This is a genomic window from Pseudomonas sp. GL_139_B (genome assembly GCF_057834475.1).
The window spans coordinates 608039-623280 of record NZ_CM174403.1 but is presented as its reverse complement, the minus strand read 5'-3'; the positions used below and the strand labels follow the sequence as shown (position 1 = coordinate 623280).

At 59.8% G+C, this 15242-nt stretch carries 11 protein-coding genes; 3 read left to right on the top strand and 8 right to left on the bottom strand.

The features are described from left to right. Position 1 precedes the first annotated feature (1 nt). The gene (gene nadE / locus AC3ISI_RS02765; protein WP_489335372.1) at positions 2-829 is read left to right on the top strand and encodes an NAD(+) synthase; all 828 of its coding nucleotides are present in this window, start codon (positions 2-4) and stop codon (positions 827-829) included. 192 nt (positions 830-1021) lie between these two features. Here the strand turns inward: nadE and azu are convergent, their stop codons facing one another. Beyond that, the gene (gene azu, locus AC3ISI_RS02760) at positions 1022-1468 is read right to left on the bottom strand and encodes an azurin (RefSeq protein ID WP_489335371.1); all 447 of its coding nucleotides are present in this window, start codon (positions 1466-1468) and stop codon (positions 1022-1024) included. Positions 1469-1812: 344 nt separating this feature from the next. Between azu and AC3ISI_RS02755 the strand changes: the two genes are divergently transcribed. Together AC3ISI_RS02755 and AC3ISI_RS02750 are read left to right on the top strand one after the other, a co-directional pair. Next, positions 1813-2400, top strand: coding sequence for a cytokinin riboside 5'-monophosphate phosphoribohydrolase (locus AC3ISI_RS02755; RefSeq protein WP_489335370.1), 588 nt, complete (start codon positions 1813-1815; stop codon positions 2398-2400). A gap of 68 nt (positions 2401-2468) precedes the next feature. After that, on the top strand, positions 2469-2657 hold the full coding sequence (locus tag AC3ISI_RS02750) for a hypothetical protein (protein WP_007947526.1): 189 nt from the start codon (positions 2469-2471) through the stop codon (positions 2655-2657). Positions 2658-2783: 126 nt separating this feature from the next. Here AC3ISI_RS02750 and AC3ISI_RS02745 read toward each other — a convergent pair whose 3' ends face one another. The 7 genes from AC3ISI_RS02745 to AC3ISI_RS02715 form a co-directional block, all read right to left on the bottom strand. Then, a complete protein-coding gene (locus tag AC3ISI_RS02745; RefSeq protein ID WP_489335369.1) occupies positions 2784-3674 on the bottom strand; it encodes a transglutaminase family protein in 891 nt (296 codons plus the stop codon). Next, the gene (locus tag AC3ISI_RS02740) at positions 3674-6160 is read right to left on the bottom strand and encodes a circularly permuted type 2 ATP-grasp protein (protein WP_489335368.1); all 2487 of its coding nucleotides are present in this window, start codon (positions 6158-6160) and stop codon (positions 3674-3676) included. Before AC3ISI_RS02740 ends, AC3ISI_RS02745 begins: the two co-directional genes overlap by 1 nt. An 88-nt stretch (positions 6161-6248) precedes the next feature. After that, positions 6249-9524, bottom strand: a complete 3276-nt coding sequence (locus AC3ISI_RS02735; protein ID WP_489335367.1) for a transglutaminase family protein — start codon at positions 9522-9524, stop codon at positions 6249-6251. 401 nt (positions 9525-9925) lie between these two features. Then, positions 9926-12229 carry a YgiQ family radical SAM protein gene (locus AC3ISI_RS02730; RefSeq protein WP_401359648.1) on the bottom strand — a complete coding sequence of 768 codons (2304 nt, stop codon included), beginning with the start codon at positions 12227-12229 and terminating at the stop codon, positions 9926-9928. A gap of 132 nt (positions 12230-12361) precedes the next feature. Continuing rightward, complete coding sequence (gene dnaB, locus AC3ISI_RS02725; RefSeq protein WP_489335366.1) at positions 12362-13756, bottom strand: replicative DNA helicase; 1395 nt, start codon at positions 13754-13756, stop codon at positions 12362-12364. A 109-nt stretch (positions 13757-13865) separates the two neighbouring features. Further along, the gene (gene rplI, locus AC3ISI_RS02720) at positions 13866-14312 is read right to left on the bottom strand and encodes a 50S ribosomal protein L9 (protein WP_008157007.1); all 447 of its coding nucleotides are present in this window, start codon (positions 14310-14312) and stop codon (positions 13866-13868) included. 19 nt (positions 14313-14331) lie between these two features. Then, on the bottom strand, positions 14332-15225 hold the full coding sequence (locus AC3ISI_RS02715) for a hypothetical protein (protein WP_489335365.1): 894 nt from the start codon (positions 15223-15225) through the stop codon (positions 14332-14334). Positions 15226-15242: the final 17 nt, after the last annotated feature.

Sequence of the window (15242 nt, the reverse complement as noted above, 5' to 3'; positions counted from 1 at the left end):
CATGCAAGCCGTACAGCGTGAGATTGCTGAGCAGCTCAAGGTTCAACCGCCGTTTGCCGACGAAGCAGCCCTGGAGGCCGAAATCGCCCGGCGGATTGGCTTCATTCAGGATTGCCTGGTCAATTCCGGACTCAAGGCCCTGGTGCTGGGCATCAGCGGTGGCGTCGACTCGCTGACTGCCGGCCTGCTGGCCCAACGCGCCATGCGCGAATTGCGCCAACGCACCGGTGACAAGAGTTACAAATTCATCGCGGTGCGCCTGCCGTATGAGACTCAATTCGATGAGCACGACGCTCAGGCCTCGGTGGACTTCATCGCCCCGGACGAGCGCCACACCGTGAACATCGGCCCGGCGGTCAAATCCCTGGCCAACGAAGTCGCAGCCTTCGAAGGCAAGCACGCTGTCTCGGTGGATTTCGTCCTCGGCAACACCAAGGCGCGGATGCGCATGGTCGCTCAGTACACCATCGCGGGCGCCGCCCACGGCCTGGTGATTGGCACTGACCACGCGGCGGAAGCAGTGATGGGGTTCTTCACCAAGTTCGGTGACGGCGCCTGCGACCTGGCACCGTTGAGCGGACTGGTGAAAAACCAGGTTCGGGATATCGCTCGCAGTTTCGGTGCCCCGGAATCGCTGGTAGAGAAAATCCCCACCGCGGATCTGGAAGACCTGTCGCCGGGTAAACCGGATGAAGCGTCACACGGCGTGACCTATGCCGAGATTGATGCGTTCCTGCACGGCGAGGCAGTGCGTGAGGAAGCGTTCAAGATCATTTGTGACACGTACAGGAAGACTCATCACAAGCGGGTGATGCCGTTTGCGCCTTGATTCACGTGGCGTTCTTACGGACGCCATCGCTGGCAAGCCATGCTCCCACAGGTTTTGTGTCGGACGCCGGTAATGGGCACGACGCAAATCCTGTGGGAGCGTGGCTTGCCCGCGATGAACGATGACTCGGTCAAAGGCCGGGCACAAAAAAAAGCGTCCCCAGCGGACGCTTTTTTTATGAGCTCGATTCGATTACTTCAGGGTAACCGTTCCTTTCATCATCGCGATGTGGCCAGGGAACGAACAGAAGAAGCCGTAGCTTTCACCAGCCGCCAGCTTCGACACGTCAAAAGTCACCGAATCCGTTTCACCAGCACCAATGACTTTGGTGTGAGCGATGACGCGCGCATCACCTTCCGGCAGGTAATTCTTGTCGATACCTGCGGCCATGCCCGCGGTAGCAATCGGCTGCATGTCAGCCTCTTTACTCAGTACCCAGTTATGGCCCATGACGTTTTTCGGCAGGCTGCCGGAGTGGGTCAGCTCAACGGTGAAGGTCTTGCAGCTCTTGTCGACTTCAATGGCCTTGCTGCTGAAGGCCATCTGATCAGTGGAGTCGATAGTTGTCTTGCACTCGGCAGCCATCAATTGACTGCTGGCCAGTGTCAGCAGGGATACCGCAACAAGTTTGGCAAACATGGTGAATCTCCAAGGCAGGGTTAATAGAAGTGCTAATGGACAGAAGACTGCCTGAAATCTTCGCAAGTTCCTATGACCCGAATCAAAAATTGTATACAACTTTTGGGCTATGGCACCAATCGAAACAATCTACCAGCCAGGCGTCTGGCACGGCCCTATCATCAGGCCTTCATCTTTCAACTGGAGCGCCGGTCATGTCCATGAATAGCCTGTTGTGCAGTTTGCTCGCCGCCTACGCCTGTGGCGCCAGCGGCACCTGCGAAACACCCCGGCGCGAGGTTTAACCCTTGGAGCGTAGCTGACCTGCCTTTATTCTGTTGGCCATCTTGACCCTGGAGCAAGGCATGTCTTTAACGTCTGTTTGTGTATTTTGCGGCGCCAGCACCGGCACCGATCCAGCTTATCGTGAAGCGGCGGTTGCCTTGGGGCGCGCCTTGGCCGAGCGCAAGTTGACTCTGGTCTATGGCGGCGGCGCCGTGGGCTTGATGGGGATTGTTGCCGATGCGGCACTGGAAGCCGGCGGGGAAGTGATCGGGATCATCCCGCAAAGCCTCAAAGACAAGGAAATCGGCCATAGCGGCCTGACGCGCCTGGAAGTGGTCGACGGCATGCATGCGCGCAAGGCGCGGATGGCCGAACTCAGTGACGCGTTCATCGCTCTGCCTGGCGGCCTGGGTACGCTGGAAGAACTGTTCGAAGTCTGGACCTGGGGCCAGCTCGGCTACCACGGCAAGCCGCTTGGATTGCTTGAAGTGAACGGTTTCTACAACAAATTGACCGGTTTTCTTGATCATATCGTCGGCGAAGGCTTCGTTCGCGCACCGCACCGTGACATGCTGCAAGTGAGCGAATCACCGCAAACCCTGCTCGATGCACTGGACGCCTGGCAACCGTCGGTCCTGCCAAAATGGACCGATCAAAAACCCAGCTAACGGCTCGGCACCGATACAGGGCAGAATATGCGCCGCTCAACCTCACCTTCGACCCCAGAGGATCGCCCATGGCTAAACCTAATTATTCCTTCGCCAAACGTCAGAGAGACTTGGCCAAGGAGCAGAAGAAAGAGGAAAAGCTTCAGCGCAAGAAAGCTACAGCTGAAGAAGAAGCAGCAGCACTGAACCCGGATGCCGAAGGCGAAGTGGCTACAGACGAAACTGAAGCACCGAAAGATCAGGCACCCGACGCCTGAGACCCTCAGGGCCGGATGATCTGATCAGGCCCACCGGATCTGTGTCCAGGGTCAGCAGTCACTTTGCTGACCCTCACAGTCCTCTCTGAAATATCCCTATCTAAAGAACACCACAATAGTTCTCCACTATTCCAGTGGCATCACGGTAACGCTGACTTCCGGGTCATGATTGCCCCCTCCCAGAATCACCCCGCGCAATGGCGAGACATCGGAGAAATCCCGGCCCCAGGCCAGCGTGATGTGTTCGAGTGCCGGTTGAACGTTGTTGGTAGGGTCGAAATCGACCCAACCCAGTACCGGGCAAAACACCGAGACCCAGGCATGGGACGCGTCCGCGCCGATCAACCGGGGCTGACCGGGCGGTGGCTGAGTCAGCAGATAACCGCTGATATAGCGAGCGGCCAGACCACGGGAACGCACGCAGGCGAGCATCAGATGAGCGAAGTCCTGACAGACCCCGCGTCTGCGCTCCAGCACTTCCACCAACGGCGTCGCCACTTGGGTCGCTTCGGCGTCGAAAGTGAACTCGCTGAAGATCTTCTCCATCAATGCCTGAACACTCCGCAGTAACGGTCGCCCCGCCGGAAAGCAACTCTCGGAGAACTCAACGAAGTTGCGCTTCAAATGCACGTAAGGCGATTCGAACCGATACCGGCAGGCTTCAAGCACTTCGGGGGACAGCGGCTGGCTGCTGTAGGTCAACGCGTTGCGGGTATCTTCCCAGGGCGGCGATTGATTGAAATCCAGCGTGGGCCGGGCGAGGACTTCGACGGTAAGGCTGGCGTTGACCAGCAACTCATCATGCGGGCGCTCGAAGGCCAATCGCGTGAGCGGATTGCCAAACACATCCAGCTCATCCCGGCGCGCGGTCGGGTCGGGGCTGATCTGCAATTGTTGTGCAGTACAGCGCTGCCACGCGCAAGGCCGCGGCCAGAGATGCGCGAGCTGCTGGGCCAAGGACACCGGACTGTCATAGTGATAATGGGTGTCGTGGAAAATCTGGTAGTGAGCACTCATCAGACGGACACCGTGCGCTGGCTGACATCATCGACATGGGCGAAATGGCGCAAAGCCAGGCGATCCGACACTTGGCCACTGGCATCGGCAATTTCTTGCAGCAAATCGGCCAGCCCATTGAGCGCGGCGCGGACGCTGGTTTCGCCGAACAAAGCGTTTTCCAGGCAACCCAGATCGAATTGCGCCAGTCGCTCCACCAACAACGGCAAACCCGCTTCGCGAGGCACACCAAAGTCGTCATTCAAGCGTTTCAGGGTTCGAGTCACCAGCTTCAACTGGAACAGGACGGCGTGAGGGTTTTGCGCATCGAGCAGCAACAGGTCTAGCACTGGCAGCAGTTGCGCCACCGCCAGGTACCGCGAACGGTAGGTGATGCTGCTGTTGCCCAATTCCAGTAGCCACTCCAATCCGGCTTGATCGAAAGCCCCGGCGCCGCGCAAAAACGCTGCCAGGCTGGCGCTGAGAAATTGCAGGCGTTCGATCCGCCGCCCGATCATCAGGAAACGCCAGCCTTCGTCCCGGGTCATGTCGTCCAGGGCGAAGCCAGAAAGCGCCGCCAGCGACATCACCAGACGGTTAAGAAAATCCAGCAGTTCGCCGAAATCCGGTTCTTCGGTTTCGAGCTCCATGGCCTCGCGCTGCAACTCCACCAGCGCCTGCCAGTTTTCCCGCGAGAGTTTGCCGCGCACTTGCGAGGCCGCCCACTGCAAGCGCTGCAGATTGGAACGCAGGCTGAATGGCCAGTCTTCGCCGAGCAATGCAGCCAACAGGCGCTCTGGCAGCTCGCCTTCATCGGGCAACAGGTTCAACCGTTCACCGAGGTCGACAGCCGCCTGCAAGGCTTGCGGATCATCGCCGTCCACGTAGCGCGCCAGCATGATCCGCAGCAGTCGCGCGCTGTCATCACAGCGCTCGCAATAGCGGCCGAACCAGAACAGGTTTTCCACCACCCGCGAGGGCAAATAAGGGTCTCGCCGTACCAGGTCATGCACACCGATCGTGCGCTGGGTTTTCCATTGCTCGCCGCTGGGTGGACGATCGCCCAACACCCACGTGTCCTTGCTCGCACCGCCGCGCTGCATCGACACCACTTCGGCGTCCGCCTCGGCGGCCACCCGGGTCAGGCCTCCCGGTAAAACCCGATAGCCGTCATGGCTGGCCACCGCGTAAACGCGCATGCCGATGGCACGCGGTTGCAACTGACCGTCCTCGGCTTGCCAGATCGGCGCCTGGGACAACTGGGCCATTTCTTGCGCAACATAGGCATAAGGCCGCGCCTGCATGCGTACGGCAAGGGCCAGCCGCTGTTTTTCACTCAAGTCACGACCAAACACCGGTGCAAAGCTTTGCGAGGGGAAAGCCGGTTTGATTAATAACTCTGGCAGTTTTTCCAGCGCTTGAGCCAGCACCGGCGCCTCACCGCACCACCAAGTGGCGATGGACGGCAGGATCAGTTCTTCACCAAACAGGAACTGATTGATCTTCGGCAGAAAGCCCAGCAACCCCGGCGACTCCAGCACGCCACTGCCGAGAGCATTGGCCACTAGCACCCGCCCCTGTCGCACCGCTTCGAGCAGCCCCGGCACGCCTAATGCGGAATCGGTGCGCAGTTCCAGCGGATCGCAGAAGTCATCGTCGAGCCGGCGCATGATCGCGTGAACCCGGCGCAAACCGCTCAGGGTTTTCAGGTAGACAGTGGCATCCCGCACCGTGAGGTCGCCGCCCTCCACCAGCGGGTAACCGAGCTGACGTGCCAGATACAGGTGTTCGAAATAGCTTTCGTTGAAGCGTCCCGGCGTGAGCAACACGATAAGCGGTGCTTCCTCATCGCGAGGCGCCTGCCGAGCCAGTGTTTCCTGAAGCGTGCGGAAGAACCCGGCCAGATGCTGCACTTTCAAATCGCGATACAGCTCGGGAAAGGCCCGGGAGACGATCGTGCGGTTTTCCAGGGCATAACCGGCGCCGGAGGGTGCTTGAGTCCGGTCCGCCGTGACCCACCAGCGGCCATCGGGCGTGCGCGCCAGATCGACGGCGTATAGATGCAGAAACGCCCCGTCGGGCGGCGTAATCCCCTGACAAGGCCAGAGGAAGTTGTTGTGCCCAAATACGAGTTCCGCTGGCAGCAGACCTTCGGCGATCAAACGTTGCGGGCCATACAGATCCGCCAGTACTGCATTCAACAGACGCGCCCGTTGAGCGATCCCGGCGGATAACTGCGCCCACTCATCAGCGGCAATCACATGCGGCAGCAGGTCGAGTTCCCACGGCCGGTCTGCGCCCTTGGGGTCGGCATAGACGTTGTAGGTCACGCCGTTTTCCTGGATCTGCCGGGTCAGCAAGGCCTGACGCTGCACCAACTGCGATGGTGTACTGCGTTGCAATTGGTCGATCAACCGACGCCAGTGCGGGCGTACGCCGCCGCTGTCGTCGAGCAGTTCGTGATAGGTGCCCGCCGTAAGCGGGTAGTGATCAAGCAGATCAGGCATGGAAAGCTCGGCAGACAGCAATGAACAGTCAGACTAACGCAGGCTCATGACACCCGGATATACGAAAAATCCGGGCGTCGCGTACGATTTAGAAACGTCGTAAATCGAGCGTCATCGGTAGCTCGTCGTTAATTTCCAGAGTCGGTACAGGAATTTTCCCTGGCGTGTGTCCGATGCGGAAAAACCGCGCCATGCGCCGGCTCTCGGCCTCATTGGCGTTCACCGGCAGGCTGTCGTAGTTGCGCCCGCCCGGATGGGCCACGTGGTATTGGCAGCCGCCCAGCGAACGTTGCATCCAGGTGTCGAGCAGGTCGAACACCAATGGCGCATGGACCGGGATAGTCGGTTGCAGGCAGTTGGCCGGTTGCCACGCGCGAAATCGCACGCCGGCGACAAACTCGCCGACCCGCCCGGTGGGTTGCAACGGCACCGGAACGCCGTTGCAGGTCAGCAAATAGCGCTGGGGTGGCAGACCGGTGAGCTTGACCTGCAAGCGCTCCAGCGACGAATCCACATACCGTACCGTGCCGCCGACTGCGCCCTCCTCGCCCAACACATGCCAAGGCTCCAGCGCCTGACGCAATTGCAGCTCAATGCCACTGACCGCGTAATCACCGACCTTGGGAAAACGGAATTCCAGATGCGCGGCGAACCACTCGGCTCGCACCGGATAACCGGCCGCATTGAGATCAACGATCACATCGGCGAAATCTTGCTCAATGAAGTGCGGCAACAGGAAACGGTCATGCAGTTCAGTGCCCCAGCGCGCCAGTTTCGGCGGCGCGTAAGGCTCGCGCCAGAACCGCGCCACCAGCGCCCGCAATAACAACTGCTGAGCCAGGCTCATGCGCGCGTGTGGTGGCATTTCGAACGCACGCAACTCCAGCAAGCCAAGGCGTCCGGTCGCACCGTCCGGCGAGTAAAGCTTGTCGATACAGAACTCCGCGCGGTGCGTGTTGCCAGTCACGTCGATCAGCAGATTGCGCAGCAGCCGATCCACTAGCCATGGCGCGCATTCCTCGCCCGGTTCAGGCATCTGCGCAAAAGCGATTTCCAGTTCATACAGCGCGTCGTTGCGCGCTTCATCAACGCGCGGGGCCTGAGACGTCGGGCCGATGAACAATCCAGAAAACAGGTAGGACAGTGACGGATGGTTATGCCAGTAACTGATCAGACTGCGCAGCAGATCGGGACGACGCAGAAACGGTGAGTCAGCGGGTGTTGCGCCGCCCAGCACGAAATGGTTTCCGCCGCCGGTGCCGGTGTGCCGACCGTCGATCATGAATTTTTCGGTGGTCAGTCGGGTCTGGCGCGCTTCTTCATACAGAAACTCGGTGCGTTCGACCAATTCATCCCAGGTCGCGGACGGCTGCACGTTCACCTCGATCACGCCCGGATCCGGGGTGATGCGGAAGTTGCTCAGGCGCGGATCGCTGGGTGGCTCATAGCCCTCCAGCAACACTGGGCAATGCAGTTCCTGAGCCGTGGCCTCGATGGCGGTGACCAGTTCCAGATAGTCCTCGACCCGCTCCAGCGGCGGCATGAACAGGTATAACCGCCCTTCCCGGGCCTCGGCGCAGAACGCCGTGCGTGTCAGCCAGTCGGCGGACTCGTCGATTTTCGGCTCGCGCTCAACCGCTTCGGCCGGCGTGCCCGGACTGTTCAACGCCATGGTGTCGGGAAGCGCGGGGAATGCCTGATTCGGGTCGTTGGGATGAATGAACGGATACTCGGCCGCTTTCACCCAAGGCTGCGAGCCGAGCGGCAGGCGATAACCCAGCGGCGAATCCCCCGGCACTAGCCGGCAATGCTCGTCACGCAGATACCAGCGACCGCTTTGCCATTGATCACCCTTGGCGGTGCGCGCCAGCGGCAGGACCTGGCCGATGACTTTATCCAGCCCCTGGCTGAAGACTTTACGCAGGCGCGCACGCTCCAGCGGCTCTTCCAGACGCGAGTCTTCAGCGCTGACGTTCTGCGGCAATGTGCCTTCGCGCCAGAGGTAATAGAAATTGTCTTCGTAGGCCGGGAACACGAAGCGTGTCGGAATCTTCAGCCGCTCCGCGACACTCGCCAGAAAGCGTCCGGCCAGTGCGCCATCGGCGCCGTAGTCTTCCTGCTCGTCGGCGATCAGCCCGCTGTTGTGCCAGATCGGCACGCCGTCGCGACGCCAGTAGCAGTTCAGTGACCAGCGTGGCAATTGCTCGCCGGGGTACCACTTGCCCTGGCCGAAATGTACGAGGCCCTTGGGTGCGTAGTGTTTGCGCATGCGCTGGAACAGTTCGGCGGACAGTCGACGCTTGTCCGGCCCCAAAGCGGCGGTGTTCCATTCGGCGCCGTCCGGGTCGTCGATGGAAACAAAGGTCGGCTCGCCACCCATGGTCAGGCGTACATCGTCTTCCAGCAGGTCGGCATCGATCTGTCGGCCCAGCGTCTGAATCGCCTGCCACTGGTCTTCGGTGTAGGGCTTGGTGACGCGCGGGGCTTCCCAAATCCGCTCCACGGACATTTCGTGGGTGAACTCGCACTCGCACGGTTCCACCAAGCCGCTGATCGGTGCAGCAGAGCCCGGATCGGGGCTACACGCCAACGGAATATGACCTTCACCGGCAAACAGCCCTGACGTGGCGTCCAGGCCGATCCAGCCGGCACCCGGCAAATACACCTCGCACCAAGCGTGCAAATCGGTGAAGTCCACGTCAGTGCCCGACGGACCGTCGAGGCTTTTGACGTCGGCGGTCAGCTGGATCAGGTAACCGGAGACGAAGCGCGCGGCCAGCCCGAGGTTACGCAGCAATTGCACCAGCAACCACGCCGAATCTCGGCAGGACCCGGAAGCCTGTTCGAGGGTGTGCTCGGGTGTCTGCACGCCTGGCTCCATGCGAATCAGGTAACCGATGTCTTCGCTCAAGCGCTGGTTAAGCGCAACGAGGAAATCCACGCTCGGCAGAGGCGTGCGGTCGATGCCGTCCAGATAGGCCTTGAACGTCGGCGTCAGGGGCAAGGTTTCCAGATACGGCGCCAACTCCTTGCGCTCGTCCTCGGCGTAGGCAAACGGGATCTTTTCCGCGTAAGGCTCAAGAAAGAAGTCGAAAGGGTTGAAGACCGCCATCTCTGCCAGCAAATCGACTTCGATCCGCAGCTCATCGGTTTTTTCCGGGAACACCAAACGCGCCAGGTAATTGCCCTGGGGGTCTTGTTGCCAGTTGATGAAGTGCTGCTCAGGCGAGACTTTCAGCGCATACGACAATATCCGCGTGCGACTGTGAGCGGCCGGACGCAGGCGAACGATCTGCGGACCGAGCTCGACAGCCCGGTCGTAGCGGTAATGTGTGACGTGGTGCAATGCGACATGAATCGACACGGCGTGCCTCCTGCGAGCCCTAAGCGTTATCGAAAGCGCGCAAGACTTATGCCATCGCGGCAACGCTGGCGCTTTCTCCGTTTGCTTGAGGCAGTACAGCACCAAAATCGGGCGATGCGAGAAATTGGTTGGGGTCAGTTGCACGCAAATGTTGCGAGCGGGGGCTTCAGTCGGGTTTTGTTGCGGCTGAACTGGCCTCTTCGCGGGCAAGCCCGCTCCTTCAGGGTTCGAGGTCGCCCCCAGATTCTGCGTTCACAGCAGATCCCCTGTAATTGGATGGACTCGCCCGCGAAGAGGCCTGTTGCCTCAACACAGCTTCCGACCCGGCGCTCCGCTTTCTGTGGCTCAGAAACGCAAAACGCCAACCCGAAGGTTGGCGTTCTGTTCAGCTCATGCGCAGCTTAGCGCGGTACAACCGGCTTGCGGGCGGGTTTAGGGCCTTTGCCTTTGGCCGCGTCCTTGCGCTCCTTGGCCGCCTGCTGGTTGCGAGCGAACGCCGCAGCCTTGGCTTGTTCACGCTTGTCCCACGGATTACCGCCATCGCTGGCACGCGGCGGCAAGCCGGTGTGCTGGGTCAGGATCTTGGTGGTCTTTTCCCCTGCAACCTTGTGACTTCCGGCCGGTGTCGAGTTCTTGCGACGGGCGCTCTGGTAGCTGTCGGTCGCCGGCTGATGCAGCGGGATCAACTGATTCTTGCCCGGCCCGATCAGGTCGGCGCGGCCCATGCGGGTCAGCGCTTCACGCAGCATCGGCCAGCCTTTCGGGTCGTGATAACGCAAGAACGCCTTGTGCAGACGACGCTGCTCTTCGCTCTTGACGATGGTCACGGCGTCGCTCTTGTAAGTGACCTTACGCAGCGGGTTCTTGCCCGAGTGGTACATCGCAGTGGCGGTGGCCATCGGCGACGGGTAGAACGCCTGGACTTGGTCGGCACGGAAGCCGTTGCCCTTGAGCCACAGGGCCAGGTTCATCATGTCTTCGTCGGTGGTGCCCGGGTGGGCGGCGATGAAGTACGGAATCAGGTACTGCTCTTTCCCGGCTTCCTTGGAGTACTTCTCGAACATGCGCTTGAACTTGTCATAGCTGCCGATGCCCGGTTTCATCATCTGGTTGAGCGGACCTTCCTCGGTGTGTTCCGGGGCGATCTTCAGGTAACCACCAACGTGGTGGGTCACCAGCTCTTTGACATACTCCGGCGACTCGACCGCAAGGTCATAGCGCAGGCCGGAAGCGATCAGAATCTTCTTCACACCCGGCAAGGCACGGGCGCTGCGGTACAGCTGAATCAGCGACGAGTGGTCGGTGTTCAGGTTCGGGCAAATACCAGGAAACACGCACGACGGCTTGCGGCACGCGGATTCGATTTCCGGGCTCTTGCAGGCGATGCGATACATGTTCGCGGTTGGTCCACCGAGGTCGGAAATGACGCCGGTGAAGCCTGGGACCTTGTCGCGGATCTCTTCGATTTCGCGAATGATCGACTCTTCGGAACGGTTCTGGATGATCCGGCCTTCGTGCTCGGTGATCGAGCAGAAAGTGCAGCCGCCGAAGCAGCCACGCATGATGTTCACCGAGAAGCGGATCATGTCGTAGGCCGGGATCTTTTCCTTGCCGTACGCCGGGTGCGGAATGCGCGCATAGGGCATGCCGAACACGTAGTCCATTTCTTCAGTAGTCATTGGAATCGGCGGCGGGTTGAACCAGACGTCGACTTCGCCGTGCTTCTGCACCAGCGCACGGGCGTTGCCCGGGTTGGTTTCAAGGTGAAGCACGCGGTTGGCGTGAGCATAAAGCACCGCGTCGCCACGGACTTTCTCGACCGACGGCAGACGAATCACGGTCTTGTCGCGAGTCATTTTCGGGCTGGCGAGGATCTGCACGACCTTGGCTTCGCTCGGATCTTCAACCGGGCCCTTTTCCTGCTCGATGGCGCAGGCTTGGGTGTCCTGGGTGTTCACGTACGGGTTGATAATCTTGTCGACCTTCCCCGGACGGTCGATGCGCGTGGAGTCGACTTCGTACCAGTCTTTCGGCGTGTCACGACGGATGAACGCGGTGCCGCGCACATCGGTGATGTCTTCGATCTTGTGACCATAAGACAGCCGCTGGGCGACCTCGACGATCGCACGCTCGGCGTTGCCGTAGAGCAGGATGTCGGCACAGGCGTCGATCAGGATCGAGTTGCGAACCCGGTCCTGCCAGTAATCGTAGTGGGCGATGCGGCGCAGGGAGGCTTCGATGCCACCGAGAACGATTGGCACGTTCTTGTAGGCTTCCTTGCAGCGCTGGCTGTAAACCAGGCTCGCGCGGTCCGGACGTTTGCCCGCCAGGCCACCGGGGGTGTAGGCGTCATCGGAACGGATTTTCTTGTCGGCGGTGTAGCGGTTGATCATCGAGTCCATGTTGCCGGCCGCGACGCCGAAGAACAGGTTCGGCTCGCCGAGCTTCATGAAGTCGTCTTTGGACTGCCAGTTTGGCTGGGCAATGATCCCGACGCGGAAGCCTTGCGACTCCAGCAGCCGGCCGATGATTGCCATGCCGAACGACGGATGGTCAACGTACGCATCACCGGTGACGATGATGATGTCGCAGGAATCCCAGCCAAGCTGATCCATCTCCTCCCTGCTCATCGGCAGGAATGGCGCTGGACCGAAGCATTCGGCCCAGTACTTGGGATAGTCAAATAACGGCTTGGCTGTTTGCATGACGATGACCGGTGTTGAGATGAAAAATCGCGGGCGCGGAATATAGCACAAAAAATAACCAATTCCGACGGCTATGGTCGGAAATTGCGCACAACCCATGTGGGAGCGAGCAGGCTCGCTCCCACAGGTTTTTTATTCGTCGTCGAAGTTGTAGCTACCCGGCGCGAGGTTTTCAAAGCGGGTGTATTTGCCGATGAACGCCAGTCGTGACGTGCCGATCGGGCCGTTCCGCTGTTTACCGATGATGATCTCGGCGATGCCTTTGTGCTCGGTTTCCGGGTGATAAACCTCATCCCGGTAAACGAACATGATCACGTCAGCATCCTGCTCGATCGCTCCGGATTCCCGGAGGTCGGAGTTGATCGGGCGCTTGTTCGGCCGTTGCTCCAGGGAGCGGTTGAGCTGGGACAACGCCACCACCGGGCAGTTGAATTCCTTGGCCAGGGCCTTCAAGGAACGGGAGATCTCGGAAATTTCGTTGGTCCGATTGTCACCGCCCGAACCTGGGATCTGCATCAATTGCAGGTAGTCGATCATGATTAGCCCGACATCGCCGTGCTCTCGCACCAAACGTCGAGTCCGCGCACGCATTTCCGATGGACTGATGCCCGCCGTATCGTCGATAAACAGCTTGCGATCATTGAGCAGGTTAACCGCCGAGGTCAGGCGCGGCCAATCGTCGTCATCCAGGCGACCGGCCCGGACCTTGGTCTGGTCGATACGACCGAGGGACGACAGCATACGCATGATCAGCGATTCGCCTGGCATCTCCAGCGAGTAAACCAGGACGCACTTGTCGCTGCGCAACACGGCGTTTTCCACCAGGTTCATCGCAAAGGTGGTTTTACCCATGGATGGACGGCCGGCGACGATGATCAGGTCGGCCGGTTGCAGGCCGCTGGTCTTCTCGTCGAGGTCGGTGTAGCCGGTGGACAGGCCAGTAATGGCGTTGTCGGTGTTGAACAAGGTGTCGATGCGGTCGATGGCCTTGGTCAGCAGGTCATTCACGCTCACCGGGCCGCCGGTTTTTGGCCGGGCCTCAGCGATCTGGAAGATCTGCCGTTCAGCTTCGTCGAGAATCTCTTCTGCCGTGCGGCCTTCCGGGTTGAAGGCGCTGTCGGCGATCTCGGTGGCGATGCCGATCAACTGACGCAACGTTGCCCGCGCACGGACAATTTGGGCATAGGCCTTGATGTTAGCGACGGACGGGGTGTTTTTCGCCAGCTCGCCGAGATAACCGAGACCACCGACTTGCGAGGTCTGACCTTCCTTGTCCAATTGCTCGGCAAGGGTCACGACGTCGATGGGGGAGTTCTGGTCGGCGAGCTTGGCGATCGCACGGAAGATCAGACGATGGTCATGTCGATAGAAATCGCCGTCCGAAACCTGATCGAGCACGCGTTCCCAGGCGTTGTTGTCCAGCATCAGACCACCGAGCACGGCCTGTTCGGCCTCGATGGAGTGCGGTGGCACTTTCAGGGAAGCGGTTTGCAGATCGTATTGCTCGGGTGCGGAGATATCGTTCATGGCCACTTGGAATTAGGGGGAATCAGAAAGACAAAGGGCACGACCTGTAAACAGGATCGTGCCCGATGTTACCGGCAAGCACCCAAGGGTGCCAGCCGACAAGTACTACTTAAGCTGCTACCACGACAACGCGTACGGTGGCTTCAACTTCAGCGTGCAGGTGCACGGCTACGTCGAATTCGCCTACGTTGCGGATGGTGCCGTTCGGCAGACGAACTTCGCTTTTTGCAACTTCAACGCCAGAGGCGGTCAGTGCATCAGCGATGTCGTGTGTGCCGATCGAACCGAACAGCTTGCCTTCGTCACCGGCGGTGGCAGTGATAGTCACTTCCAGCTCAGCCAGTTGTGCGGCACGGTTTTCAGCCGAAGTTTTACGGTCTGCTGCGGCTTTTTCCAGCTCAGCGCGACGCTCTTCGAACGCAGCCAGGTTGGCAGCGGTCGCAGCGGTAGCTTTGCCGTAAGGCAGCAGGTAGTTACGACCGTAACCAGCCTTAACGTTCACTTTGTCACCCAGGTTGCCCAGGTTGGTGACTTTTTCCAGAAGGATCAGTTGCATGTGAAAATCCTCTTAACTTTTAACCTTCACCGTTCGCGTTATCGGCATCTTTCGGTGCCGAACGACCGCGAAAATCAATCAGGCTGTCGACGATGGCCAAGACCACCAGCAACGGATAGATCAGCTGCATAAACAGCAACAGCGTGACGTACAACCCCACCAGCCAGAACCTGGCCAGTCGCTTTTGCGCCACCAGCCCGTGAATCAGGGCCAGCCCGGCGAACACCAGCGGTACACTGCACAACGGCGTTAACATGGCCATCTGTGGACCAATGTTTGGCCCCAGAAGCATGCACGCCAGCAGCAACATCGCTGGCAAAAGCGGGAATCGGATGGCGCGAAACTCGCGACCAAAACCACCCGGGTTGTACAACAACGCCTGCCAGTAGCGCCCGACAAGCAGGCTCAGCACACTGACGATTTGCAACAAGGCCGCAATCAGGCCGGTCAGGACCGGTGCAATCAGGGACGCAAAATGCGCTTGCTCGTCTACCGATAACTTCTCGTAGACATCACCGAGTAGCGACGGCATGACTTTTATCAAAGCCTGCGCCAGCATCTCGATTTGAGGGGCAAAAGTCGCCCCCAGCACCACTGAAAACACCACTCCCATCGCTATGCTGACCAGCAGCACGCGGAACCAGGATTCGCTTGCGCGCAAAACCAACGCAAGGCTCGAAGAACCCAACAACACCAGAAGTGCCCGAGGGTCATCCGAGTAAAGCCACCAGATCAACGCCGGCAGCATTCCCAGAGCAAGAACGCCAAGGGCGTCCTTCAATCCGCGCCGCAGAAGCACAAGGCATCCAGCGGCAGCACCCAACCAATACAACAACGGCAATGTTACGCATCCAGCCACTACGAGAGTGGCCTGCATACGGCCGCGCATGATGAACTCAGCTATGGCACGCATGCATTCAATCCTTTGCT